This is a genomic window from Rossellomorea orangium (genome assembly GCF_019334305.1).
Lineage (GTDB): Bacteria > Bacillota > Bacilli > Bacillales > Bacillaceae_B > Rossellomorea.
Map to the genome: position 1 here is coordinate 17,867 of NZ_JAHWGH010000022.1, position 22,583 is coordinate 40,449.

Genomic DNA, 22,583 nt, shown 5'->3' on the forward strand with positions numbered 1-22,583 from the left:
GAGTCTTCGTCTTGCACTCCAATCAACAGCTAGAACCTGCTTAATACATGGATAATAAAAGTTATAATCCGAACGAGTTAGATTTTTATCATATCACTCGTTTGGATTTTTCTTTATCTGAAACCCTTTTGTTCCAGCCTCTTTTAAATGAGGTACGGAATCATTTACAATTGATCACGCATCCTGTATACTACCATATGTGCTTTTAAATCGTAATGATTCTTATAAAGAGAGTTGATGAACATGGATACGACTTATCCAGTGATTAAAATAGAAGATGTGAATTTCCGTTATGAGCGTGAAAGAGTGCTCGAAGATATTAACTTAAACATCCCAAAAGGGGCTTTTCTAGGCATCGTGGGTCCAAATGGTTCGGGAAAATCCACATTGTTAAAGCTTGTCCTTGGTCTCTTGCGGGTGAAGCAGGGGAACATCGAGTTGTTCGGGATCCCTCAGCAGAAATTCAAAGAATGGGACCGCATCGGCTTTGTATCCCAGAAGGCGAACAGCTTCAATACTGGATTTCCGGCAACCGTATATGAAGTGGTTGCGAGTGGACTGGCTAAAAAGGTTGGCTTATTCAAGCGGGTTTCTTCTGCATACAGGCAGGATGTGTACGAAGCGATTGAATCTGTCGGGATGAGCAGGTTCACCAAGCGGAATATCGGCGAGCTATCAGGAGGTCAGCAACAGAGAGTATTCATCGCCAGAGCCCTCGTGAGCCGTCCTGAAATATTGATACTTGATGAACCTACAGTGGGCGTAGACAGCAAAAACGTTCAAAACTTCTATGATATGTTAGAAAAGTTGAACAAAGATTTAGGGATTACCCTTGTACTTGTCACACATGATATTGGATCGATTTCGAATAAAGTGACTCACGTTGCCTGCTTAAATAAACATTTACATTTCCATGGCAAAACAGAAGAGTTTGAAAAGCTTAAAGAAAATCAGCTTTCCTCTTTCTATGGTCATGATGTACATTTCTTAAATCATGAGCATGAACACCATCATTCATGATCGATTGGAGGGAAGACAATGATTCAAGCTATTTTTCAATATGAATTTTTACAAAATGCCTTTCTAACAGGGATACTGATTGGGATCATTGCCCCACTATTGGGAGCTTTCATCGTGGTAAGAAGGCTTTCTCTTATTGCGGATGCCCTCAGTCACGTCACCTTATCAGGGATTGCAGCTAGTCTATATCTGAGTAAAACCGTACCTGCTCTATCAGGGTTGAATCCCCTTTACTTCGGAATGGCGTTCTCTGTTATGGGTTCGTTATTTATTGAACGTTTACGTATGGTATACAAGCATTATCAGGAACTTGCCATTCCGATCATCTTGTCAGGGGGAATCGGAATCGGGGTCATTTTCATTTCATTGGCAGATGGCTTCAACACCGATTTATTTAGTTATTTATTTGGTAGTGTCAGCGCAGTCAGCAGAGGGGACTTGTATCTGATCGGGGGAATCAGCATCCTAGTGATCGGTGTCATTTCCTTATTATACAAAGAACTGTTTCTCCTATCATTTGATGAAGATCATGCAAAGGCGTCAGGAATCCCTGCAAAGGCGATACACTTTATCTTTATGATCATGGTGGCCCTTGTGATTGCCGCTTCCATGCGTATTGTTGGAATCCTTCTTGTATCTTCTTTGATGACATTACCGGTTGCAGCAAGTATCAGGATTGCCAATGGCTTTAAGCAGACGATCGGATTTTCCCTATTATTCGGTGAAATTTCTGTCATCGTCGGTTTGGTCAGTGCCTTTTATCTGAATCTTGCACCAGGTGGAACAATAGTGATGACGGCGATTTTGATTTTGCTTATGACAATTGTATATAAGAAACTGAGAACAGTGAATCATTCTTCTAAAGTAGAGGTGTAATAAATTGAATGTAACCGAAGCAATGGATCTTCTAAAAGCAAAGGGTTATAAACATACTGGAAAACGGGAGCAGTTACTTGAATTGTTTTCAAGTTCGAATAAATATTTAACCGCCAGGGAAGTGTTGGAATTCATGAAAGCTGATTATCCTGGTCTCAGTTTCGATACCATCTACCGTAATTTAAGCTTGTTTGTAGAGCTTGGGATACTCGAAGAGACGGAATTATCAAGTGAAAGGCATTTCCGATTTACGTGTGAAAGCCATCACCATCATCATCACTTCATTTGTATGGATTGTGGAAAAACGAAGGAAATACACACATGCCCCATGGAGGCGCTAAAAGAAAACCTGGCTGAAACCGGGTATGATATTTCAGGTCATAAATTCGAAATTTATGGTAAGTGTCCTCAGTGTCAATAGAGATCCTTTCAGGATCTCTTTTTTCATTCCTGGCACCTTCCCGTGTTTAATCACCTATAAACGAGGGAAAAAATAGTTGTATCAAAAGAAGAGGAGATGTAGCCATGGAATCCGTACCATTCACACACTGTCCCACCAATAAGAAAAACTGTGTCAGCACGATCGACCTTACATCCTATCATCGCATTGCACCTCTTCCCATCAGCGGAAGGATTGAAGATACGAAAGAGCGAATTCATAAGACCTTGAATCAATTTGAACATGTGGAAATCCAGGAGGAAGAGTCCCACTATGTGCATGCGGTCTTTACATCCAAATGGTTGAAGTTTAAGGATGACCTGGAAATTTACATTGATGAAAACACCAACCTGCTGCATATGAAATCGGGTTCGCGTCTCGGTTATTATGATTTCAAAGTGAATAGAAATCGTGTAGAACAATTCAAATCATTTTTTAACAAGCAATAGAAAAAGCCCCTGTCAGAGGCTTTTTCCATCATTGATTTTTTAGCCAGTTTTGAACCCAGGAGTTCGCTTCATGCCAATCATTCACGCGGATGACCCCATCGGGAATCGGCTTTTGATTGTAGGGCGTATTAAATAATACAACGGGTATGGAAAGTTCTTCTGATATGGCCACGGCATTATCGTGCTTATCTTCAAAGAAGATATCGACTCCATGCTTTTTAGCAGTTGAAATTTTATCATGCGATCCGATTAATTCGATATGATGATACATAAGGTCCTTTGCATCGAACCATTCCCTTGTGATTTGGATGAGATCCGATCTTCTGGCACTGATGAAATAAAGCTCATGACTTTCTTTCCACTGATCAAGGATCATCTTTGCACCGGAAGCAAGGGGAGATTCTTGATAGATGGATGGTTCTGCTTCTTTAAACCATTTCCCAAAAGTTTGAGGTGAAATATCCAGAACTTCGGTCAGTTCGTATTGGGTGATGTCCTGTAATGTCAAATTCAGTTTAAAATGATCATTTATGTGAGGCAGTAAAGATTCAGGGGACGTGACTGTCCCATCGATATCAATTCCAAAACGTTTCATTCTTTATCAGGCTCCTCTGTATAAAAACTCCTTCAATTTTATCATATTCCCCGTTTTGAAATAACCTTGTAAGAAATAAATCTTCAACTGAATGATAAAAATGCATGCCAACTAACAAAAATGACAAAGATTAGCATAGTAAAATAGCTGAACTGACACACAATAAGAAGGCTCCCAAACACAGAAAGTGAGGGATTGCTGTATGAGTGATGAACGACGCGAATTAAACAGCGTTGATCGAAATCTTCAAGATATCGACGTGTATTACGACAATCCGGAAACAGATGTGGATAGAGATGATTACAGAGAAGAAACAGCAGCAGAAATCGCTGCTCCAATGAACGTCAGCCGCGACTTTGAAAATGATGCCGTGGAAGATACGACAACATCAGGTCGTGTGTTAGGATACTCTGCACTTGCCTTGTCCATCCTTTCCTTATTCATTCTCCCGGTTATTATGGGGGCGGCAGGAATCGTACTTGGATTTGTGGCAAGACGCCGTGGAGCAGAAATGCTCGGAGCCTGGGCAATTGGAATTGGGGCCGTATCGATAATCGTAGGATTATTTGTACTGCCGTTCTTTTAAAATAAATCGTTTTTCTTGAAATTGGGAGCGTTTCAGGAAACCAGAAAAGAGGGCTGATCTTTGATCAGCCCTCTTTTCATCATTGCATTAAACTTGCTCCTGTTCTTTCTTTTCAGCTTCCTGCTTTGCGAAGTATTCTTCTGCAATCTTGTCGATTTCTTTCTTTAATTCTTCAACCATTGTTTCCTCAGGTACTTTACGGACCGTTTTTCCTTTGCGGAATAGAAGTCCTTCCCCACGGGCCCCGGCTATACCGATGTCAGCCTCTCTGGCTTCACCGGGTCCGTTCACTGCGCATCCGAGGACGGCTACTTTGATCGGTGCCTTTATGGTTGAAATGTATTCTTCCACTTCATTGGCGATTGAAATCAAGTCGATTTCGATACGGCCGCAAGTAGGACAGGAAATGAGTGTAGCTGCATTAGCTGCCAATCCGAATGATTTTAATAATTCCCTTGCAACTTTCACTTCTTCGACAGGGTCAGCGCTCAATGAGATACGAACCGTATTACCGATTCCGAGGCTTAGGATGGCCCCAAGACCTGCGGCGCTCTTTACGGTTCCTGCAAACAACGTACCTGATTCTGTGATCCCAAGGTGAAGCGGGTAGTCAAATGCCTTCGCTGCTTTCGTATAAGCCTCAATAGCTAAATTCACATCTGAAGCCTTCATGGAAACGATGATGTCATGGAAATCAAGGTCCTCAAGAATTTTAATATGATGAAGGGCACTTTCGACCATTCCATCAGCTGTTGGGTACCCGTACTTTTCCAGGATCTTCCTTTCTAAGCTTCCTGCGTTTACACCGATTCGAATCGGGATGCCTTTTTCTTTCGCTGCTTTGACGACAGCCTCCACTTTTTCACGGCGCCCGATGTTTCCCGGATTGATCCGGATTTTATCAGCGCCGCCTTCAATGGCTTTAAGTGCTAGTTTATAATCAAAATGTATATCGACAACAAGTGGAATATTGATTTGCTTTTTGATGTCAGCAATCGCGTTAGCAGCACGTTCGTCTGGACATGCGACACGCACAACTTGACATCCTGCTTCTTCAAGACGGTGGATTTCCTTAACCGTTGCTTCTACGTCATGCGTTTTAGTAGTTGTCATGCTTTGGATGACCACTTCATTATTACCGCCAATTGTTAAATCTCCGACTTTGACCGGACGTGTTTTTGAACGATGTATAATTTCACTCAAGTGTAATTCGCTCCTTTAGAAAGGTTCTCAAAGTTTCATTATAAGTAATACGAAGCTATTGTAACAGTGTTTTATGTGAAATGACAAGAAATAGGTGTTTTTTCGACTTGCAGAATTATTGATAATTCGGTATTTTATACGTCTTTCCTATCTGTATTTTCGCCGGAGGGACATCATTCAATTCTTCAAAGTCAGTGATGACCTTATCAATGGAAACAGGAATGGATGCATCAAGGAGATCTTCAACCAGGCTCAGCACTGTATCACCTGGCTTTACTTCCATTTCTACATAAGGAAGAGAAGAAGGCTCCCGGTCTCCATCAACAGGGGTAGAAGGCTCCGTTTGATTTACATTCACACGGGGCGCTGAATTTGCAACGGTGGCTTCTTTATACAAGAGCTTTAACGTTCCATTGTTTAAATCATAATAAACACTGTATAGAAGAATGATAATACCAAAGAATATAGCCATTCTTTTCATCCGTTTTTCCTCCCGATTAGTTTGATGGTTGAATGGTCATTGAAGGAGTTGTAAATTTATGAGGGATAAGCTTCTTCCATTTGTGATTGGTTTACTACCTATATTGATGGTGCTCGGGAACTCTATGCTTATTCCAATCATTCCCGATATTGAAGCAGATTTGCATTTAAAGTCCGGGTGGTCCGGGTTCATATTAAGTTCATTTACGATCCCGGCTGCCCTTGTCATTCCATTTACTGGGGTACTGTCAGATCGTTATGGGAGAAAGCGATTGATCCGCATTTCCTTATGGATCATGATTCTGGGAAGTCTATTATGTATATTCAGCAGAGAGGATATTAGTCTTTTTATGATCGGCAGAGGATTACAAGGTGTTGGGGCGGCAGGGACGACACCTCTTGCCATGGCGTTGATTGGCGACCTTTATCATGGGCAGGAACGATCACGGATGCTTGGCTCTTTGGAGGTTTTCAATGGTATCGGCAAGGTAGCAGCCCCCCTTGTTGGTGCGACTCTCGCGCAGCTTATTCTTTGGCACCAGTCCTTTTGGGTGTTCCCGTTTATATCGATCATGATTTTAGGCGGTTTACGATATACGGTTGAGTCTAGAGAACCTAAGCAGAAAATGGATAAACAATCATTCTCAGCTATCTTTCTGTCGAAGGGGCGTTTATTGATCCCCCTGTATGCGATCGGGGGAACAGGCTTATTTTTATTATTCGGCATGCTCTTCCATCTTTCCTACCATATTGAAAATACTTTTCAAATCGATGGGTTCTTCAAAGGGTTCACATTCATTTTTCCCCTTGGAGCGATGACACTTTGTTCCTATTGGTGTGGGAAAAGACTTAAGACGGATGAGGAATTGGGGTGGAAGTATTTAAAATATGGTTTGATCATGATGGCCGTACCGTTAGGATTGTTAATTGTGTTTCCGGCATTAGGATCTCTGATGTTCTTGATCACGATAAGTTTTGGTGGATTAGGCTTAATGCTGCCTATCATCAATACATTTATCACAGGGAGCGTGCCGGAACAGGATAGAGGGCTTGTTGTCAGTCTCTATGGAGCGGTAAGGTTCGGCGGTGTTGCTTTGGGGCCGATTGCCTTTGACATGTGGAGGCAAGATTCTGCACAGCTGTATGTGATTGCATTTAGCTTCTCATTGATCAACATCTTTCTTTATATCTTTCTTTCTTTACGGACAAAAGAGATTCACCCAGAGATTCAATAGTAATTATAGATAACAAAATCCCCGTCAGATCAACGGGGATTTTGTTTAATGACGAATTTTCCTTTGAGGAATTTCTTTCACTACTAAATAAAGGATAATGGTAATCACAAACCAATCCAAAATGGGAGCAGCGGGAATCTTGGTTTGCAATAATTCCATTAGGGTAAAAAATAACGAAGAAACAGTAGCTGAATAGGCTGTGATTCGAAAGCTCTGACGGTATTGCAAATTTCGCTTAAGGACATTTGCGAAGGTAACACCAATAAGAGCAAAAATGGTTATTTTCAAGAAGGTCATCCCCGAGGTGAACAGATATAGTATGAAGAGGGCAACGGGAATCAGTATCCATTTCAAAGCAGTGAGGGAATCAATCAAATCAAGTAAGCCTTCTTTCGATAAGGCGGTATCCCCAAACAGAGAGTAGGAGGAAGACTGTACGTGACCCTGGTTGATTACAACGAAATTCTTCTTCAGGAAAGCAATGGTATTTTCCTGTTTGTCAAGGTCCCCTTCTTTTATCTCGCCAGAATCATCAAAGATGATGGTCATATTGTCTTTTTCAATCGTCAGCGGTTCTGACTGCTCAGAAGATAAGGAACCGTCCTTAATTGTAAATGGTGGAAGTTCCTTATCGACTGATCCCTTCAAGGTATCGAGGGCATTACCGGTGAATGCTACAAAGTGTACGGCTGTTGGGATGATAGAAATAAGTGCCAACAAAAAAATGAAACGAATCGTCTTTCCGATCCCCTGGAACCGGAATTTTGCAATATCTTTTGGGGAATAGATACTCTTATACAATTGCTGAAATACATTCATTAATCAATTTCTCCTTTCATGCACGCTCTATCTATTTTATGCTTGTCTTTATGCTTCAGCAAGTATAGACCCTGAAAACAAATTAAAATCATTATCGTTTGTAATGTTACTGTAATAAAAGACGACTTTTATTAACCTATTGTAAATTTGGTGTGAAAAGTATTTACGTAAGCTCCATAATATATTAAAAATGATATGGGGTTTTTGTTGTTTAATGTCGAAAATATATGTAGGGGTTGAAAAGATGGAATTAAATTGGCAAGAAATGTTGTTTCAGTTCTTTGGAGGATTGGGTATTTTCCTCTTTGGGATAAAGTATATGGGGGACGGACTTCAAAAGTCTGCCGGTGAACGCCTGAAGGAAATCCTGGATAAGTTCACGACCAATCCATTCATGGGTGTATTGGCAGGTATCTTTGTAACGGTCCTGATTCAGTCAAGTAGTGGTACAACGGTTATCGTTGTCGGACTGGTAAGTGCCGGTTTCATGACCCTTAGACAAGCAATCGGAGTCATCATGGGTGCCAATATCGGTACTACGGTTACAGCATTCATCATTGGTGTGGATATCGGAGAATACGCCCTTCCGATTATCGCTGTCGGAACGATCATGCTATTCTTCTTCAAAAATAAGAAAATCCATAACTTTGGACAAATGATTTTTGGATTCGGTGCCTTATTCTATGGATTGGAACTAATGGGTGGAGGAATGAAGCCGCTTCGTTCTCTTGAGGCTTTCCATGATTTAACCGTTAGTATGAGTGATAACCCTATCCTTGGAGTTGTGGTGGGTACATTGTTCACTGTCATCGTACAAAGTTCTTCCGCTACGATCGGTATCCTGCAGGAGTTATACAGCTCAAACCTTGTTGACCTGCAAGCTGGATTACCAATCCTTTTCGGGGATAACATCGGTACAACCATTACAGCTGTACTGGCAGCCCTTGGTGCATCTGTGGCAGCAAGGCGTGCAGCAGCAGTCCATGTACTTTTTAATTTAATCGGAACAACTATTTTCTTAATCATATTGCCGTTTTTCACGAAGTTTGTAGTCTTTCTACAATCTACATTTAATCTAAATGAACCAATGACGATTGCATTCGCTCACGGAACGTTCAACTTGACGAATACGATCATTCAATTTCCGTTCATCGCCATCCTGGCGGTCATAGTAACGAAATTAATACCTGGACAGGACTCTATTGTCGACTATAATTCAAAGCATTTAGATCCTGTGTTTATCGAGCAATCTCCGTCCATCGCATTGGGACAGGCGAAAGAAGAGGTTCTCCGAATGGGTGCCTTTGCTGTTAAAGGATTGCAAGAAACAAATGAATTCCTCAAGACAAAGAGCTCGAAAAACGCTGAAACAGCATATCAGATTGAAGGTGCAATCAATAATCTTGACAAGAAGATCACAAATTATCTCGTTGATCTATCATCCTCGTCACTATCTGAGTCTGAATCAGAGCGTCATTCCATCCTTATGGATACCGTACGTGACATTGAGAGGGTCGGGGATCATTTTGAAAACATTATTGAATTAATCGAATATCAGCAATCCAATAAAGTGAAAATTACAGATGATGCCATGTCAGATCTTGAAGTCATGTTTAATTTGACCATTGAAACAGTTGAGAAAGCCATCAAGTCATTAGATTTGAATGATACTGAAATTGCCAGAGAAGTGGCTGAAAAAGAAGATCAAATCGATAAGATGGAACGTAAGCTGCGCAAACAACATATCCTGCGTCTGAATGAAGGCAAATGTTCAGGACAGGCAGGTATCGTATATGTGGATATCATCAGTAATTTAGAGCGTATTGGTGATCATGCCGTTAATATTGCTGAAGCAGTATTGGGAGTAGAATAAGACAGTCAGACTGACCTCTTTGATATTTGTCAAAAGGGGTCAGTTTTTTTTATACTCAAAGTGAGGTGTTGGAATATGGAAATTGTTTACTGGAGTATCATCATCGTACTCATGATCTTATCTTTTGTCGGCTTGGTGTACCCGATCCTGCCAAGTGTCATCTTTTTAGTGGGAAGCTTTCTTTTGTACGGGGTGTTTTTCAGTTTTGAGCCTTTCAGCTGGCTGTTCTGGACCGTGCAGATTCTCTTTGTTGCCCTGTTATTCGGTGCCGATTATATGGCGAACCTGATCGGAGTCAAAAAATTCGGCGGAACGAAGGCTGGTATATGGGGAAGTACCATCGGACTACTGGTTGGTCCGTTTGTCATACCCGTAGCAGGAATATTGATCGGTCCCTTCCTCGGTGCTGTCATTGGAGAATGGGTGGTCCATCGGTCAAACGTGAAGACTGCCGTTAAAGTGGGAATAGGATCCGTCGTAGGTTTTATCTCAAGTGTCTTTACAAAAGGAATCATCCAAGCGGTCATGGCCATTTATTTCTTCTGGGTCGTTTAAACAATACGATCTAGTATTTATAGGAATTCCTGATTTCTTAGGTGATTATATTCTTAGAATATAGGGTATTTTATTCTTGTACGAAAAAAGTAAAAGATTGAAGGCAAAATATTTGAACAGCTATAGTTGTTTTGGTAATCTTATACTGAAACGGCCTGAATATAGGTATTCAGGAAACTATACATAGGGAGGAATTTATAATGGCTTACGAATTACCGCAATTACCTTACGCATATGATGCATTAGAACCTCATATCGACAAGGAAACAATGAACATCCACCACACAAAACACCATAACGCATATGTGACTAAAGTTAATGATGCACTTCAAGGACACGACGATTTATTAAGCAAATCAATTGAAGATCTTGTTTCTAACTTAGACGCTGTTCCTGAAGGTGCTCGTACGGCAGTCCGCAACAATGGTGGCGGTCATGCTAATCACTCTCTATTCTGGACGGTATTATCACCGAATGGTGGAGGCGCTCCATCTGGAGAATTAGCAGATGCCATCTCTTCCAAATTCGGAAGCTTCGATTCATTTAAAGAAGAATTCGCGAATGCCGCTGCAACACGCTTTGGCTCAGGCTGGGCTTGGCTTGTTGTAAACAACGGTGAATTAGAAGTAACAAGCACACCAAACCAGGACAGCCCTTTAATGGAGGGTAAAACTCCTGTTTTAGGCCTTGACGTTTGGGAGCATGCTTACTACCTTAACTATCAAAACCGTCGTCCTGATTACATCAGTTCATTCTGGAACGTTGTAAACTGGGATGAAGTAGCAAAGCGTTATTCAGCTGCAAAATAATTTAATCTTTCCTGAAGAGGGGTTCTTTAAAGAACCTCTCTTTTTTTTGTATAAGTTTCTTCCCTTTTTCAAAAGATAGGGGTACGTTAAAGGGGAGTTTTTCACATGAGTAGCTTTAAAAAGGTATTAGGCGATATTGATTTAACGAAAGATCTCACTTTGCTCCTGTTAATCGGAGGATTGTACTCATTGAGTATTGCCCTCTCCAACACCTTTGTGAACATTTACCTTTGGAAGCAGTCAGGTGAATTCATTGATCTAGGGGTCTATAATTTAACCGTGGTCATCTTTCAGCCTTTGACATTTATTTTAGCTGGAAGACTGGCTAAGAAAGTGGACCGGGTGATTGTATTACGCTTCGGTGTTATTTTTTTGGCCTTCTTTTACATATCCGTCCTCGCATTTGGAGAATCGGCAGAAGATTTTCTAGTCGTATTGGGTGCGCTACTTGGAATCGGATATGGTTTCTATTGGTTGGCCTTCAATGTCCTGACATTCGAAATCACCGAACCTGAAACGAGAGACTTCTTCAATGGTTTCCTTGGTACACTGACTTCAGCGGGAGGCATGATCGGACCGATCCTTGCCGGTTTCATCATTTCAAGATTTGCTTCCTTTAAGGGGTATACCATTGTATTTGGAATCTCTCTTTTATTGTTTTCTGTCGCTGTAGTCATGAGCTTCTTCCTCAAAAGGCGACCGGCTTCCGGGAGGTATTTATTCCTTAGGATCCTGGAAGAGAGAAAACACAATCACAACTGGCGGCTCATCACCAATGCCCACTTTTTTCAGGGTCTGAGGGAAGGGACGTTCATCTTTATCATTTCTGTCTTTGTATTCATCAGTACCGGAAGCGAATTTGCGATCGGAACCTTCGGGCTAATCAACTCTGGCATAGCCTTTATCGGCTACTATGTCGCTTCCAGGGTCATAAAGAAAAACCTTAGGAAGCGGGCTATTCTTGCAGGAGGGATCCTCTTATATCTGGCAATATTCCTGATCGTATTCGATGTAACCTATACGAAATTATTGCTTTATGCAGGGGTCATTGCCATTGCATATCCCATTTTGTTGGTGCCTTATATTTCTATGACCTATGATGTTATCGGTACAGGATGGAATGCAGCTGAAATGAGAATCGAATATATCGTGGTAAGGGAAATATTCTTGAATCTCGGAAGGATTGTATCTGTACTTTCCTTCATCATAGCTGTGACCTATTTCAATCAGGAAGAAAGCATCCCCATCCTGCTATTGATCCTCGGGGCAGGACATACGCTGATCTATTTATTTGTACGAAAGGTCGTTCTGCCTCTATAAGGAACATAAAGCAAAGAGAGGGAAAGATTTCCTCTCTTTACTTATGGCTAGATTATCATTGAAGAATTCTATAAAATAATAAGAGAGGAAACAGGATGAATCTGCATCATTCCAATGGTTAATAAAAAGGATATCAGAGAAGAGTCAGGATGAATTTTTACATATAGGAAGGGCTGGAAGAATTGAAAAAAAATAAGAGAAAAAGAAAGACGCATGTTCCCGTTCGGATGAATTTGCTGTTTTTTGCCGTGTTCTTATTATTTTCTCTTCTTGTTCTTAGACTTGGACTTGTTCAGATTGTGAATGGGGAGAGCTATAAGAAAGAAGTGGAAAGAACAGAGGACGTAGTGGTTAATACAGGTGTACCACGCGGGAAGATGTATGACCGTTATGGCAATGTAATCGTGGATAACGTTCCACTCAATGCCATTACTTACACTCGTGCAAACAATACAAAGATCGAGGAGATGATCGAGGTTGCCTCCAAACTTTCTGAGTATATCAAAAAGGATACGGGTGACGTCACGGAAAGGGATAAGAAGGATTATTGGTTAATCAATCATAAAGAAGAAGCGGATGCCAAAGTCTCTGCTTCGGAAATCAAAAAACTTCAAAACAATGAAGACCTTTCTGAGGACGATGTGAATAAAAAAGTTTATCAAATGAGATTGGACCGTATCACCGACAAAGAACTTGCATCTCTTACTGATAAAGATTTGGAAATCATCGCTATTTACAGGGAATTTTCAAGTGGATATGCATTGAATCCACAAATTGTGAAAAATGAAGAAGTCACACCTCAAGAATTCGCAGCGGTCAGTGAGCACTTAAGTGAACTTCCAGGTGTCAACACAACTACGGATTGGAAGCGTTCATATGTATTTGATGATACGCTAAGAACCATTTTAGGAAATGTATCCTCTGCCAGGGAAGGATTGCCGAAGAATCTGGTAGATTCATATTTAGCCCAGGACTACAACCGGAATGATCGTGTAGGGAAAAGCTACGTAGAATTAGAATATGAAGATGTTCTTCAAGGACAGAAAGAGCAAATTAAAAATGTGACAAAAGGCGGAAGTGTGCTGGAGTCAGTCCTTGTGCAACAAGGACAGAGAGGGAAAGATATCGTCCTGACCATTGACATGGAACTTCAGCGTGAAATAGAGAAGATCATTGAAGAAGAATTAAGTAAGCAGATTGTCAATCGTAATGCGTCACCGAATTTGGATCGTGCATATGTTGTCATGATCGACCCAAATACAGGTGAAATCCTGGCCATGGCGGGGAAACAATATGTAAAAAATCCCGAGACGGGAAAATATGAAATGCGGGATGCTGCACTTGGAACCTTTACCTCTTCCTATGAAGTGGGATCAGTTGTAAAAGGCGCGACCGTACTTACAGGCTATATGACAGGTAAATTGACACCGGGAGAAGTATTGATCGATGAACCGTTGAGAATCAAAGGGACGAAACCGAAGACTTCATGGTTCAATAAATATCAGCAAATTCCCATGACCGATTTATACGCACTGGAGAAGTCATCCAATGCCTACATGTGGAAAGTTGCCCTGAAAATAGCGGGTGGCAGATATGTGCCGAACGAACCGATCGTGAATAATCCTCAAGCCTTCGATATCTTTAGAAATCACTACGCTCAATTTGGCTTGGGTGTACCGACGGGCATCGACTTACCTGGAGAATCTGCCGGACTGACAGGGACCAAGACAGACCCAGGTTTCTTGCTAGATTTGGCTATAGGACAATTTGATACGTATACGACCATGCAGCTGGCTCAATATGTTTCCACCATCGCCAATGATGGTTATCGTGTACAGCCTCATATCATGAAGGAAATAAGAGAACCTACCAATGAGAAGGATAGTCTCGGTCCTATCTTGTTTGAAAAAGAAACAAATGTGCTGAACCGCATCGACGCTACGCAGGCACAGATTGAACATGTTCAAGATGGGTTTTACCGTGTTTATCATAATCCTGAAGGAACGGGTTATTTATTCCATGATGCTCCATACAATGCGGCAGGTAAATCGGGTACAGCCGAAACATATGTAGATGGTGAATTAAACTATAACACTACCTTGATCGGATATGCACCGTTTGACAACCCTGAAGTAGCCTATGCTACGCTGGTTCCAGCATCGCATATCCAAGCAAGCGGCGTGGCGGATCCGTATGTAAATAAATACATCTCCAGACGGGTGATGGATAAGTACTTCGAGTTAAAGAAAGAACGTGCAGAAAAAGTGAAAGACCCAACATCGGTTAACAAGAAAGTGGAAAATGCAGAAGAAGCGGAAGAACAGATGAAAGAAGAAAGAGAAGAGAATAACTAATAAAAAAAAGCTGATTTATGGGAAAATTGTTCCATAAATCAGCTTTTTTTTGACATGAATACAGAAAAATTTGATCGATTTCATTGTGCAATTAAGGAATGAGAGCTTTTTTTTATAAGGGTACATAATTCATTAAGCATTATACAATACTAGTCCTATAAGGTTTTTTGCAGTTATGAACCGCGGGATCATGAAGAAAAATGTCGAATTTACAAAACCTTTACAATCGATTAAAACACAATTAACACTCATCTATTAATCTATAACTCGTAGGACAAAACAACCAATATTTTAGGGGGAATTAAAGAATGAAGAACTTCAAGAAATACGGTCTGCTTTTAATCATCGCAACGCTAGTAGCATTTGCCGCTGCATGTGGGAACGGAAGCAGCACAGACGAAAATGCTGGAGACGAAAAAGAAGGTTCAGAAACAGCTTCTGGTTCAATCGTAGTTTCAGGTTCTTCTGCAATGCAACCACTTGTTGCAGCAGCAGCTGAAGAATTCATGGCAGAAAATCCGGATGCAGATATCCAAGTTAACGCTGGAGGATCTGGTACAGGATTATCCCAAGTTTCTGAAGGATCAGTTCAAATCGGTAACTCGGATGTATTCGCTGAAGAAAAAGAAGGAATTCCAGCGGACGAGTTAGTTGACCATAAAGTAGCGGTTGTAGGTATGACAGCTGCAGTTAATCCTAATGTTGGTATCGAAGAAATTTCTAAAGAAGATCTTAAAAAAGTATTCACTGGTGAAATCAAGAACTGGAAAGAGCTTGGTGGTAAAGATCAAAAGATCACGCTTGTAAACCGTCCTGATTCTTCTGGTACACGTGCTACATTCGTTAAATTCGGTCTTGATGGAGAAACTCCTGCTGAAGGAATCACTGAAGATTCTTCAAACACTGTAAAGAAAATCATCAGCGAAACTGAAGGAGCAATCGGTTACCTTGCATTTTCTTACTTCACAGATGACAGTGTAACTCCACTTGCAGTTGATGGTGTAAAACCAACTGACGAAAACGTACAAAAAGGTGATTTCCCAATTTGGGCATATCAACACTCTTACACTAAAGGTGAAGCTGAAGGTTTAGCTAAAACATTCCTTGATTACATGATGAGTGAAGATGTTCAAACTGGTTTACTGAAAGACCAAGGTTACATTGCTTCTACAAAAATGGAAGTAGAACGTGACGCTGAAGGGAAACAAACGAAGAAGTAATTGAGTTGCAATGAAATAAATTGATAGGGTAAATGCGAATGGGCATTTACCCTATTATCTCGTATTTAGGGGTGTTTACGGATATGGAAAATAAGCTACCTGCCTCAAAGAGGCTGATCAAAAGTAATAAATCTTGGATGAACGGTGAATTTAAGGGAAGATTCTTAGTGACATTAAGCGCAGTCATCATGATTGCCGCAACAATATCCATTACCATTTTCTTAACTTCAAAAGGTTTACAATCATTTATTAAAAATGGTGTAAGTCCAATTGAGTTCTTAACCAGCCCGGATTGGAAGCCTACAGGCGAGAATCCAATGTATGGTGCTCTCCCGTTCATTTTCGGTTCCTTTGCTGTTACAATTCTTTCTGCATTAGTTGCAGCACCGCTAGGTATTGGAGCAGCTATCTTTATGACAGATATCGCTCCATCATGGGGAAGGAAAATCATGCAGCCGATTGTAGAACTCCTTGTCGGGATTCCATCAGTTGTTTATGGATTTATAGGGCTTACAGTGTTGGTTCCGTTTATTCGAACGAATACTTCCGGTATCGGTTTCTCATTGCTTGCCGGAATGATCGTATTATCAGTGATGATATTGCCTACTATCACGACCATTGCGACGGATGCCATGAGTTCGTTGCCTAAAAGCCTTCGCGATGGCTCATATGCATTAGGGGCAACAAGATGGCAAACCATAAGAAAAGTATTAATCCCTGCAGCATTGCCAACTTTATTGACAGCTGTAGTACTAGGTATGGCGAGAGCATTTGGTGAAGCATTGGCTGTTCAGATGGTCATCGGAAACACCAGAGATCTTCCTCAAAGTATAGTAGATGCGTCGGCAACATTGACAACGATCATTACGTTAAATATGGGACATACAACTTATGGAAGTGTGGAGAATAACACGCTATGGTCCATGGGACTTATTCTATTAATTATGTCTTTCGTATTTATCTTATTAATCCGCTACTTATCATCTAGGAGGAAAGTCTAATGAATAGTAAGAGAGCAGACAAGATAGCTACAGGTATTTTCATTGGAATAGCAACGGTCATTATTGCGCTTTTAGTGGCACTATTTTCTTATATATTAATTAAGGGCCTTCCTTACGTAACGTGGGATTTCCTTACAACCCCATCAAGTGCTGTTCGCGCCGGTGGTGGAATCCGTGACCAATTATTCAATTCATTCTATATCTTGATCATCACTATGATCATTACGGTACCACTTGGAGTCGGCGGAGGCATTTATATGGCTGAATATGCAAAGCCGGGTAAAATCACGAATACAATCCGTTCATGCATTGAAGTATTGGCATCGTTGCCTTCTATTGTCATCGGAATGTTTGGATTATTAGTGTTTGTTAATACAACAGGCTGGGGATATACCATTATAGGGGGAGCACTGGCACTTACGGTATTTAACCTTCCTGTATTGGTTCGAGTGAGTGAAGATGCCATCAGGGGAGTACCCCGGGAGTTGAAAGAAGCTAGCCTTGCTCTTGGGATCACCAATTGGCATACAGTGAAAACCGTCCTCATACCTGGAGCATTCCCATCTATTTTGACGGGGGCTATCCTTGCATCGGGACGTGTATTCGGTGAGGCTGCTGCGTTATTATTCACAGCCGGCCTATCGACTCCCAGGTTGAACTATATGGATTGGAATCCAGTTTCACCTACATCACCTTTAAATCTATTCAGACCGGCTGAAACCCTGGCTGTTCATATTTGGTCTGTCAATACTCAAGGTTTAATCCCTGATGTAGACGAAAAAGCAGCAGGTGCATCAGCCGTCTTGATTCTTTCGGTCTTGATCTTTAACCTTGGTGCACGGTTCATTGGAAGCTACATTCACAATAAAATGACAGCGACAAAATAATAGAAGGTGTGATAGTACATGTCTGTTCAATTAGAAATGAAACAGAAGCGCTCTTCAAGAGTAGCGGATAGAATCAAAAAAGAGACCATCATCGATGTTCAGAATTTAGACTTCTATTACGGTGATAATCACGCAGTGAAAAATATTAATATGGAAATCGAAAAAAATGCTGTAACAGCGTTAATCGGCCCTTCAGGTTGCGGGAAATCCACCTTCTTAAGAACGGTTAACCGCATGAATGATCTAGTGCCGATCGCCCGCGCAGAGGGGAAAATCATGTATGAAGATGTCAATCTTCTAGGTAAGGACATTGATGTAGTAGCTCTTCGCAAAGAGATCGGGATGGTTTTCCAAAAGCCGAATCCATTCAGTAAGTCCATTTATGAAAATATTGTTCATGCACTGAAATTTTCTGGAGTTAAGAAGAAGAGTGTGCTCAATGATCTTGTAGAAGAAAGTTTGACTAAAGCGGCACTTTGGGATGAAGTAAAAGACCGCCTTCATACTTCAGCACTGTCACTATCAGGCGGACAGCAACAGCGTCTATGTATTGCAAGAACGATTGCTATGAAACCGACTGTCATGTTATTGGATGAGCCTTGCTCGGCGCTTGATCCAATCTCAAATGCAAAAATAGAAGAATTGATCACCGAATTGAAGAAAGAGTACACGATTATCATTGTCACCCACAATATGGGGCAGGCATCCCGTGTTTCTGACAAAACGGCATTCTTTTATAATGGAGACTTAGTGGAATTCGATCAAACCGAAAAGATTTTCACCAATCCATCAGAAAAGAGAACAGAAGACTACATTTCAGGGCGTTTCAGTTAATCATTTAGTTGGAGGGGTTTCGCGTGGCAGTAGCAACAACGAAAAAAACGGCATTTAACGTTAATGACTTGAATTTATGGTATGGCAATAACTATGCGTTAAAAAATATTACATTTCCTATATATGATAAAGAGGTAACAGCTATCATCGGGCCATCAGGATGTGGAAAATCGACATTCGTCAAAACATTGAACCTAATGAATCGTTCTGTTCCCGGGATAAAAATGTCCGGTGAAATCATTTATGACGGAACGAATATCCTTTCCGACAAAGTTGATTTGGTTGAATTGAGGAAGAAAGTCGGGATGGTATTCCAAAAAGGGAATCCGTTTCCTCAAAGCATCTATAACAACATTACATTCGGACCGAAAGTACATGGGGTTAAAAAGAAGAAAGAGCTTGATGAAATTGTCGAGTCCACTTTAAAGAGTGTTGCGTTATGGGATGAAGTAAAAGATCGATTGGATGCCCCGGCCATGGGCCTTTCAGGTGGTCAACAACAGCGGCTTTGCATTGCCAGAGCGCTCGCTACCAAACCTGACATCCTATTGATGGACGAACCAACGTCTGCATTGGATCCGATTTCCACCGTCAAAATTGAAGAGTTGATCGGTGAGCTAAAGAAACAATATACCATTGTGATTGTCACTCATAATATGCAGCAGGCAGCCAGGGTTTCTGATAAAACGGCATTTTTCCTATTAGGGGACTTGATTGAATTAGATGAAACCGATAAAATATTTTCTAATCCCACTGACAAAAGAACGGAAGATTATGTGTCGGGTCGATTTGGATAATACGCACAGATTAAAAAAGGTTCTTCATCATTACTTAGCAAAGGGGAATAAGTATGGCGATAAGAAGAAATTTTGATAACAATTTAAAAGAGTTGAAAGACAAGCTTTTTGATATGGCTGATCTTGCTAAAACGTCTTTAAAAGAGTCTGTGGTCGCCTTAAAGACACAAGACATTGAAAAGGCAGAGGAAATCATCAAAAAGGATCACGTGATCAATCAATATGATAATGAAATTAACAACCTTGCCATTATATTAATCGCAAAAGAATCACCTGTTGCGACAGACTTGCGAAAAATCATCTCGGCATTAAGAATCTGTTCGGAAATCGAACGAATCGGGGATATGGCGACGAATATCGCGAAGTCTACGCTGCATATAGGGAATCAAAAATTGATCAAACCGATTGAAGAAATCCCTAGAATGCTCTCGATTGCTGAAGAAATGCTTGAAGAAGCGTTGACGGCTTTCTATACAGAGGATGCTTCCATGGCGAAAAAAGTAGCGGATCGGGATGATGAGGTTGATGAATTATACGGTCAATTAGTTAAAGAACTGATGACCTATATTCCGAACTATCCAAATGAAATCAGCCAAATCACTCAACTGGCCTTTACGTGCAGATATATCGAACGCGTAGCGGATCATGTGACGAACATTTGTGAAAATGTCATTTTCTTAGTCACTGGCGAACGTTTTGATTTAAATAACTAAGTTTTTTGCGTCCCTTCATATGATGAAGGGACGCTTTTTTTGTTTTAATTAACAGTCCTTCGGTTCAATTTGTAAAGATTATATTAAGATAATGTCGAATCTATAGAAAAAATGGGTATTTTGGTACATATTCTTAATAGATATAAAGTTTTACATACAGGAGGATACAATGCTGAAAATATCTATTCCCTTTAGGAAATATGTACTGAGAATGAAAGAAAATCGATTTTTAGCCCGGATGTCATACCATCATTCAATAAGAAATAAACTTGCCTACACGTTCCTATTGAATGCCATGCTGTTTATATCATGCGTGGGCTTGGCGCTCTTCAGTTTGAATCATTTGATGCAGGATATGCGATTTATGAAGGGTACAGGGGAACACTCTGTTGAAATCACAGAGTTAAGCAGGCTTATAAATGCGAAGGATATTCGGATTGCCGATTACATAACATTTTTAAATGATGGAGATGTGAAAGAATATCGTAAATTAAGGGTAGAGCTTAACGAGAAGACAAATAAAATCCTGAAAGATCTGGACAAGGAAGATCAAAAACTGATTCGGACATTCTCTCAGCATAATAACATGATCGATGAACTGTTCATCAAAGAAATTGCTCCAGCTGTCGTTCGCTTGGATGAAGATATTTATACAAATGCCCGGAAACAAATAAGTGTTCTTAGAGATGAAAATAATGAATTATTATTGAAGATAAGAGAGCGCACCCTCGAGCGGCAAAATTCTGTTATGAAGACGACTGAAAATAATATGAACTCACTTTTTTTCTGGTTGATTGGTTTTGTGGTACTTTCCCTGGTCGTGAGTGGTTTCATCGTAACGTTTGTTTCAAACAAGATAAATAGGAGCATAGGGAAAATCCTTACCGTTACCAAAGCTGTCGCACAGGGTGATTTAACCCAATCGGTTCCCCCTACCAGGAGCAAAGATGAGATTGGTCAGTTAAACTACTCTATCAGCCATATGGTAGAGCGTTTAAGGGAGCTGGTGTTCGCGATCAAAGACGGGTCTTCAACGGTCCAGAGCAATAGCCAGCACATAAAAACTCTCGCAGACTCCATCAATGCCTCTAGTCACCAGGTATCCGATTCAATGTATCGTTTATCGATCAGTTCCGATGATCAAGTGGCAGCAGCACATCAACTGAATTATCAGTATCAGACCTTCAATGATCAGGTCACTCAAGTGGAAATGAATGGGCACTCCCTGTCAGAGCTCTCATCGTACATGCAAGGAATCGCAGTAAATGGATTCGCATCCATGAATTCTACAACAGACCAAATTGAAATGGTGTATAAGAAAATAAAGAAAACATATGATCTTCTGGATAGATTAGAAAAGAGCGCAACCGATATCAGCAACCTGACAAAAATCATAAAGAAAATTGCCGATCAGACCAATTTACTTTCACTCAATGCTTCCATTGAAGCTGCGAGGGCCGGAGAAGCTGGTAAAGGATTTTCTGTAGTTGCAAATGAAGTGCGCAAGTTGGCACAAGACGTAGATTCCTCATTGGTCGAAATGAACCATAGCGTTCTGAATGTTCAACATATATCCAATGAAGTTTCCAGTTCTTTAAAAGATGGATATCAAGAGCTGGGTATCGGGAAGGAGTACATTCAAACGACAGGAGATCATTTTAAGGAGATGAAGGAACAAGTCTCTGGTATGGACGGAAATATCACGGATATTTCAGGCAGCCTGGAGCTATTAAAAGAATACATGAATCATATTCAAGGAGCATTTCAAAGCGTTTCTGCTGTCGGCAAAGAGTTTAACAACGGTACGATTACCATCAATTCTTCAGTCCAGGAACAAAATAGTTTGATTGAAACGTTATATGGGCAATCGGATGATCTAATCCAAAAAGCAGATCAGCTTTCTGAATTGGTTAAGACATTTAAGATGTAAAAAAACGGCCAACTCCGGAGTTGGCCGTTTTTTTATTTTATCCGACTTAAGAGTTTTTAATGACGGTCAGGACTTCTTGTTTGGATAATGCGGATTGCTTTGTAATCTGGTCCACGTTCACGCCCTGCTTATGGAGTGAAATCACCTGATTTTTTATGATTTCGTTAACAGGATTCTTTTGAAATGTTATCTCTCCATCCATCATCAACTCTTCCTCCAGTACACTTATCCGCTTCTTCAGTTTATAGTTCTCCTGCAGGACATTCATCGATAGTTCTTCCATGTCTTTTTCAATATCACTATACCGATCCCGTTGGAAAAACGAAAGTGCTAGTAACAGGATAGAGAAGCTTACTAATCCAATGAATAGTAAATTCACTATATCACCCCATGCTGTATTTTTTCCTTCTTTATTTATAGCACAGTTAGGGCTCTAACTCTATATGGCAGCAGGATGAAATTGTGGGATAATCCAATATTTTGTCGAAAACAACGAAAGAAAAATGTCGCTATTAAAATGTAATCGCTTTATTATCATTTCAGAATAATAAATCTCAAAAAAAATGCAGGATGAATCCTATTATCACT

23 protein-coding genes and 1 pseudogene are annotated in these 22,583 nt (G+C 40.6%); 19 read left to right on the plus strand and 5 right to left on the minus strand.

The features are described 5' to 3' along the window. Positions 1-243: 243 nt before the first annotated feature. The 4 genes from KYJ26_RS20815 to KYJ26_RS20830 all read left to right on the plus strand — a co-directional run bounded on the left by KYJ26_RS20815 (position 244) and on the right by KYJ26_RS20830 (position 2,784). Complete coding sequence (locus KYJ26_RS20815) at positions 244-1,020, plus strand: metal ABC transporter ATP-binding protein (RefSeq protein ID WP_219169653.1); 777 nt, start codon at positions 244-246, stop codon at positions 1,018-1,020. Between the two features lie 18 nt (positions 1,021-1,038). Next, positions 1,039-1,896: a metal ABC transporter permease gene (locus KYJ26_RS20820; protein WP_219169655.1), complete on the plus strand. Its 858-nt coding sequence runs from the start codon at positions 1,039-1,041 to the stop codon at positions 1,894-1,896. A gap of 4 nt (positions 1,897-1,900) precedes the next feature. Continuing rightward, the gene (locus KYJ26_RS20825; protein ID WP_219169657.1) at positions 1,901-2,317 is read left to right on the plus strand and encodes a Fur family transcriptional regulator; all 417 of its coding nucleotides are present in this window, start codon (positions 1,901-1,903) and stop codon (positions 2,315-2,317) included. 104 nt (positions 2,318-2,421) lie between these two features. Next, the gene (locus tag KYJ26_RS20830) at positions 2,422-2,784 is read left to right on the plus strand and encodes a DUF1499 domain-containing protein (RefSeq protein WP_219169659.1); all 363 of its coding nucleotides are present in this window, start codon (positions 2,422-2,424) and stop codon (positions 2,782-2,784) included. A gap of 28 nt (positions 2,785-2,812) precedes the next feature. On the opposite strand, the gene KYJ26_RS20835 is transcribed toward KYJ26_RS20830, so the two are convergent. Next, positions 2,813-3,379, minus strand: coding sequence for a hypothetical protein (locus KYJ26_RS20835; protein WP_219169661.1), 567 nt, complete (start codon positions 3,377-3,379; stop codon positions 2,813-2,815). Positions 3,380-3,581: 202 nt separating this feature from the next. Between KYJ26_RS20835 and KYJ26_RS20840 the strand changes: the two genes are divergently transcribed. After that, a complete protein-coding gene (locus KYJ26_RS20840; RefSeq protein ID WP_219169663.1) occupies positions 3,582-3,965 on the plus strand; it encodes a DUF4190 domain-containing protein in 384 nt (127 codons plus the stop codon). An 87-nt stretch (positions 3,966-4,052) separates the two neighbouring features. On the opposite strand, the gene ispG is transcribed toward KYJ26_RS20840, so the two are convergent. Both ispG and KYJ26_RS20850 read right to left on the minus strand, forming a co-directional pair. After that, entirely contained in the window at positions 4,053-5,159 is a 1,107-nt protein-coding gene (gene ispG, locus KYJ26_RS20845; RefSeq protein ID WP_219169721.1) for a flavodoxin-dependent (E)-4-hydroxy-3-methylbut-2-enyl-diphosphate synthase, read from the minus strand. 124 nt (positions 5,160-5,283) lie between these two features. Continuing rightward, positions 5,284-5,649: a hypothetical protein gene (locus KYJ26_RS20850; RefSeq protein WP_219169665.1), complete on the minus strand. Its 366-nt coding sequence runs from the start codon at positions 5,647-5,649 to the stop codon at positions 5,284-5,286. Between the two features lie 58 nt (positions 5,650-5,707). On the opposite strand from KYJ26_RS20850, the gene KYJ26_RS20855 reads away from it, so the two are divergent. Further along, the gene (locus KYJ26_RS20855; RefSeq protein ID WP_219169667.1) at positions 5,708-6,883 is read left to right on the plus strand and encodes an MFS transporter; all 1,176 of its coding nucleotides are present in this window, start codon (positions 5,708-5,710) and stop codon (positions 6,881-6,883) included. 45 nt (positions 6,884-6,928) lie between these two features. Here the strand turns inward: KYJ26_RS20855 and KYJ26_RS20860 are convergent, their stop codons facing one another. Then, positions 6,929-7,702: a DUF1189 domain-containing protein gene (locus KYJ26_RS20860; protein WP_219169669.1), complete on the minus strand. Its 774-nt coding sequence runs from the start codon at positions 7,700-7,702 to the stop codon at positions 6,929-6,931. Positions 7,703-7,946: 244 nt separating this feature from the next. Here KYJ26_RS20860 and KYJ26_RS20865 point away from each other — a divergent pair, with 244 nt between their 5' ends. From KYJ26_RS20865 to KYJ26_RS24405, 13 genes and pseudogenes are all read left to right on the plus strand, one after another. After that, entirely contained in the window at positions 7,947-9,575 is a 1,629-nt protein-coding gene (locus KYJ26_RS20865) for a Na/Pi cotransporter family protein (RefSeq protein WP_219169671.1), read from the plus strand. Between the two features lie 75 nt (positions 9,576-9,650). Beyond that, complete coding sequence (locus KYJ26_RS20870) at positions 9,651-10,130, plus strand: DUF456 domain-containing protein (protein ID WP_219169673.1); 480 nt, start codon at positions 9,651-9,653, stop codon at positions 10,128-10,130. Positions 10,131-10,330: 200 nt separating this feature from the next. Beyond that, on the plus strand, positions 10,331-10,939 hold the full coding sequence (locus KYJ26_RS20875; RefSeq protein ID WP_034757581.1) for a superoxide dismutase: 609 nt from the start codon (positions 10,331-10,333) through the stop codon (positions 10,937-10,939). 105 nt (positions 10,940-11,044) lie between these two features. Then, positions 11,045-12,259 carry an MFS transporter gene (locus KYJ26_RS20880; RefSeq protein ID WP_219169674.1) on the plus strand — a complete coding sequence of 405 codons (1,215 nt, stop codon included), beginning with the start codon at positions 11,045-11,047 and terminating at the stop codon, positions 12,257-12,259. 227 nt (positions 12,260-12,486) lie between these two features. Then, entirely contained in the window at positions 12,487-14,613 is a 2,127-nt protein-coding gene (locus tag KYJ26_RS20885; RefSeq protein WP_219169723.1) for a peptidoglycan D,D-transpeptidase FtsI family protein, read from the plus strand. Positions 14,614-14,921: 308 nt separating this feature from the next. Next, positions 14,922-15,833, plus strand: a complete 912-nt coding sequence (locus tag KYJ26_RS20890) for a phosphate ABC transporter substrate-binding protein (RefSeq protein ID WP_219169675.1) — start codon at positions 14,922-14,924, stop codon at positions 15,831-15,833. Between the two features lie 83 nt (positions 15,834-15,916). Then, positions 15,917-16,834 (plus strand): phosphate ABC transporter permease subunit PstC, encoded by a 918-nt coding sequence (pstC, locus tag KYJ26_RS20895; RefSeq protein ID WP_257475171.1) that lies wholly within the window; start codon positions 15,917-15,919, stop codon positions 16,832-16,834. Beyond that, positions 16,834-17,721: a phosphate ABC transporter permease PstA gene (gene pstA, locus KYJ26_RS20900; RefSeq protein WP_219169676.1), complete on the plus strand. Its 888-nt coding sequence runs from the start codon at positions 16,834-16,836 to the stop codon at positions 17,719-17,721. The genes pstC and pstA overlap by 1 nt, the downstream gene beginning before the upstream one ends. A 36-nt stretch (positions 17,722-17,757) precedes the next feature. Continuing rightward, the gene (gene pstB, locus KYJ26_RS20905; protein WP_257475173.1) at positions 17,758-18,555 is read left to right on the plus strand and encodes a phosphate ABC transporter ATP-binding protein PstB; all 798 of its coding nucleotides are present in this window, start codon (positions 17,758-17,760) and stop codon (positions 18,553-18,555) included. A gap of 23 nt (positions 18,556-18,578) precedes the next feature. Continuing rightward, complete coding sequence (gene pstB, locus KYJ26_RS20910) at positions 18,579-19,352, plus strand: phosphate ABC transporter ATP-binding protein PstB (RefSeq protein ID WP_219169678.1); 774 nt, start codon at positions 18,579-18,581, stop codon at positions 19,350-19,352. Positions 19,353-19,405: 53 nt separating this feature from the next. After that, entirely contained in the window at positions 19,406-20,065 is a 660-nt protein-coding gene (gene phoU / locus KYJ26_RS20915) for a phosphate signaling complex protein PhoU (RefSeq protein WP_219169679.1), read from the plus strand. 769 nt (positions 20,066-20,834) lie between these two features. Further along, positions 20,835-21,056 (plus strand): annotated as a pseudogene (locus tag KYJ26_RS24400) (HAMP domain-containing protein); the annotation flags it as partial. 120 nt (positions 21,057-21,176) lie between these two features. Beyond that, entirely contained in the window at positions 21,177-21,995 is an 819-nt protein-coding gene (locus KYJ26_RS24405) for a methyl-accepting chemotaxis protein (RefSeq protein ID WP_374939785.1), read from the plus strand. 46 nt (positions 21,996-22,041) lie between these two features. Here KYJ26_RS24405 and KYJ26_RS20925 read toward each other — a convergent pair whose 3' ends face one another. Beyond that, positions 22,042-22,374, minus strand: coding sequence for a hypothetical protein (locus KYJ26_RS20925; RefSeq protein ID WP_219169683.1), 333 nt, complete (start codon positions 22,372-22,374; stop codon positions 22,042-22,044). Positions 22,375-22,583 lie beyond the last annotated feature (209 nt).

Bases quoted from the DNA above. Each gene is read 5' to 3' on its own strand.
- KYJ26_RS20840 (WP_219169663.1), top strand. From the start codon at position 3,582: ATGAGTGATGAACGACGCGAATTAAACAGCGTTGATCGAAATCTTCAA.
- pstC (WP_257475171.1), top strand. From the start codon at position 15,917: ATGGAAAATAAGCTACCTGCCTCAAAGAGGCTGATCAAAAGTAATAAA.
- KYJ26_RS20820 (WP_219169655.1), top strand. From the start codon at position 1,039: ATGATTCAAGCTATTTTTCAATATGAATTTTTACAAAATGCCTTTCTA.
- KYJ26_RS20855 (WP_219169667.1), top strand. From the start codon at position 5,708: ATGAGGGATAAGCTTCTTCCATTTGTGATTGGTTTACTACCTATATTG.
- KYJ26_RS20870 (WP_219169673.1), top strand. From the start codon at position 9,651: ATGGAAATTGTTTACTGGAGTATCATCATCGTACTCATGATCTTATCT.
- phoU (WP_219169679.1), top strand. From the start codon at position 19,406: ATGGCGATAAGAAGAAATTTTGATAACAATTTAAAAGAGTTGAAAGAC.
- pstB (WP_257475173.1), top strand. From the start codon at position 17,758: ATGAAACAGAAGCGCTCTTCAAGAGTAGCGGATAGAATCAAAAAAGAG.
- KYJ26_RS24405 (WP_374939785.1), top strand. From the start codon at position 21,177: ATGTATCGTTTATCGATCAGTTCCGATGATCAAGTGGCAGCAGCACAT.
- KYJ26_RS20860 (WP_219169669.1), bottom strand. From the start codon at position 7,702: ATGAATGTATTTCAGCAATTGTATAAGAGTATCTATTCCCCAAAAGAT.
- KYJ26_RS20865 (WP_219169671.1), top strand. From the start codon at position 7,947: ATGGAATTAAATTGGCAAGAAATGTTGTTTCAGTTCTTTGGAGGATTG.
- KYJ26_RS20875 (WP_034757581.1), top strand. From the start codon at position 10,331: ATGGCTTACGAATTACCGCAATTACCTTACGCATATGATGCATTAGAA.
- KYJ26_RS20885 (WP_219169723.1), top strand. From the start codon at position 12,487: ATGAATTTGCTGTTTTTTGCCGTGTTCTTATTATTTTCTCTTCTTGTT.
- KYJ26_RS20835 (WP_219169661.1), bottom strand. From the start codon at position 3,379: ATGAAACGTTTTGGAATTGATATCGATGGGACAGTCACGTCCCCTGAA.
- KYJ26_RS20880 (WP_219169674.1), top strand. From the start codon at position 11,045: ATGAGTAGCTTTAAAAAGGTATTAGGCGATATTGATTTAACGAAAGAT.
- KYJ26_RS20830 (WP_219169659.1), top strand. From the start codon at position 2,422: ATGGAATCCGTACCATTCACACACTGTCCCACCAATAAGAAAAACTGT.
- KYJ26_RS20815 (WP_219169653.1), top strand. From the start codon at position 244: ATGGATACGACTTATCCAGTGATTAAAATAGAAGATGTGAATTTCCGT.
- KYJ26_RS20850 (WP_219169665.1), bottom strand. From the start codon at position 5,649: ATGAAAAGAATGGCTATATTCTTTGGTATTATCATTCTTCTATACAGT.
- pstA (WP_219169676.1), top strand. From the start codon at position 16,834: ATGAATAGTAAGAGAGCAGACAAGATAGCTACAGGTATTTTCATTGGA.
- KYJ26_RS20890 (WP_219169675.1), top strand. From the start codon at position 14,922: ATGAAGAACTTCAAGAAATACGGTCTGCTTTTAATCATCGCAACGCTA.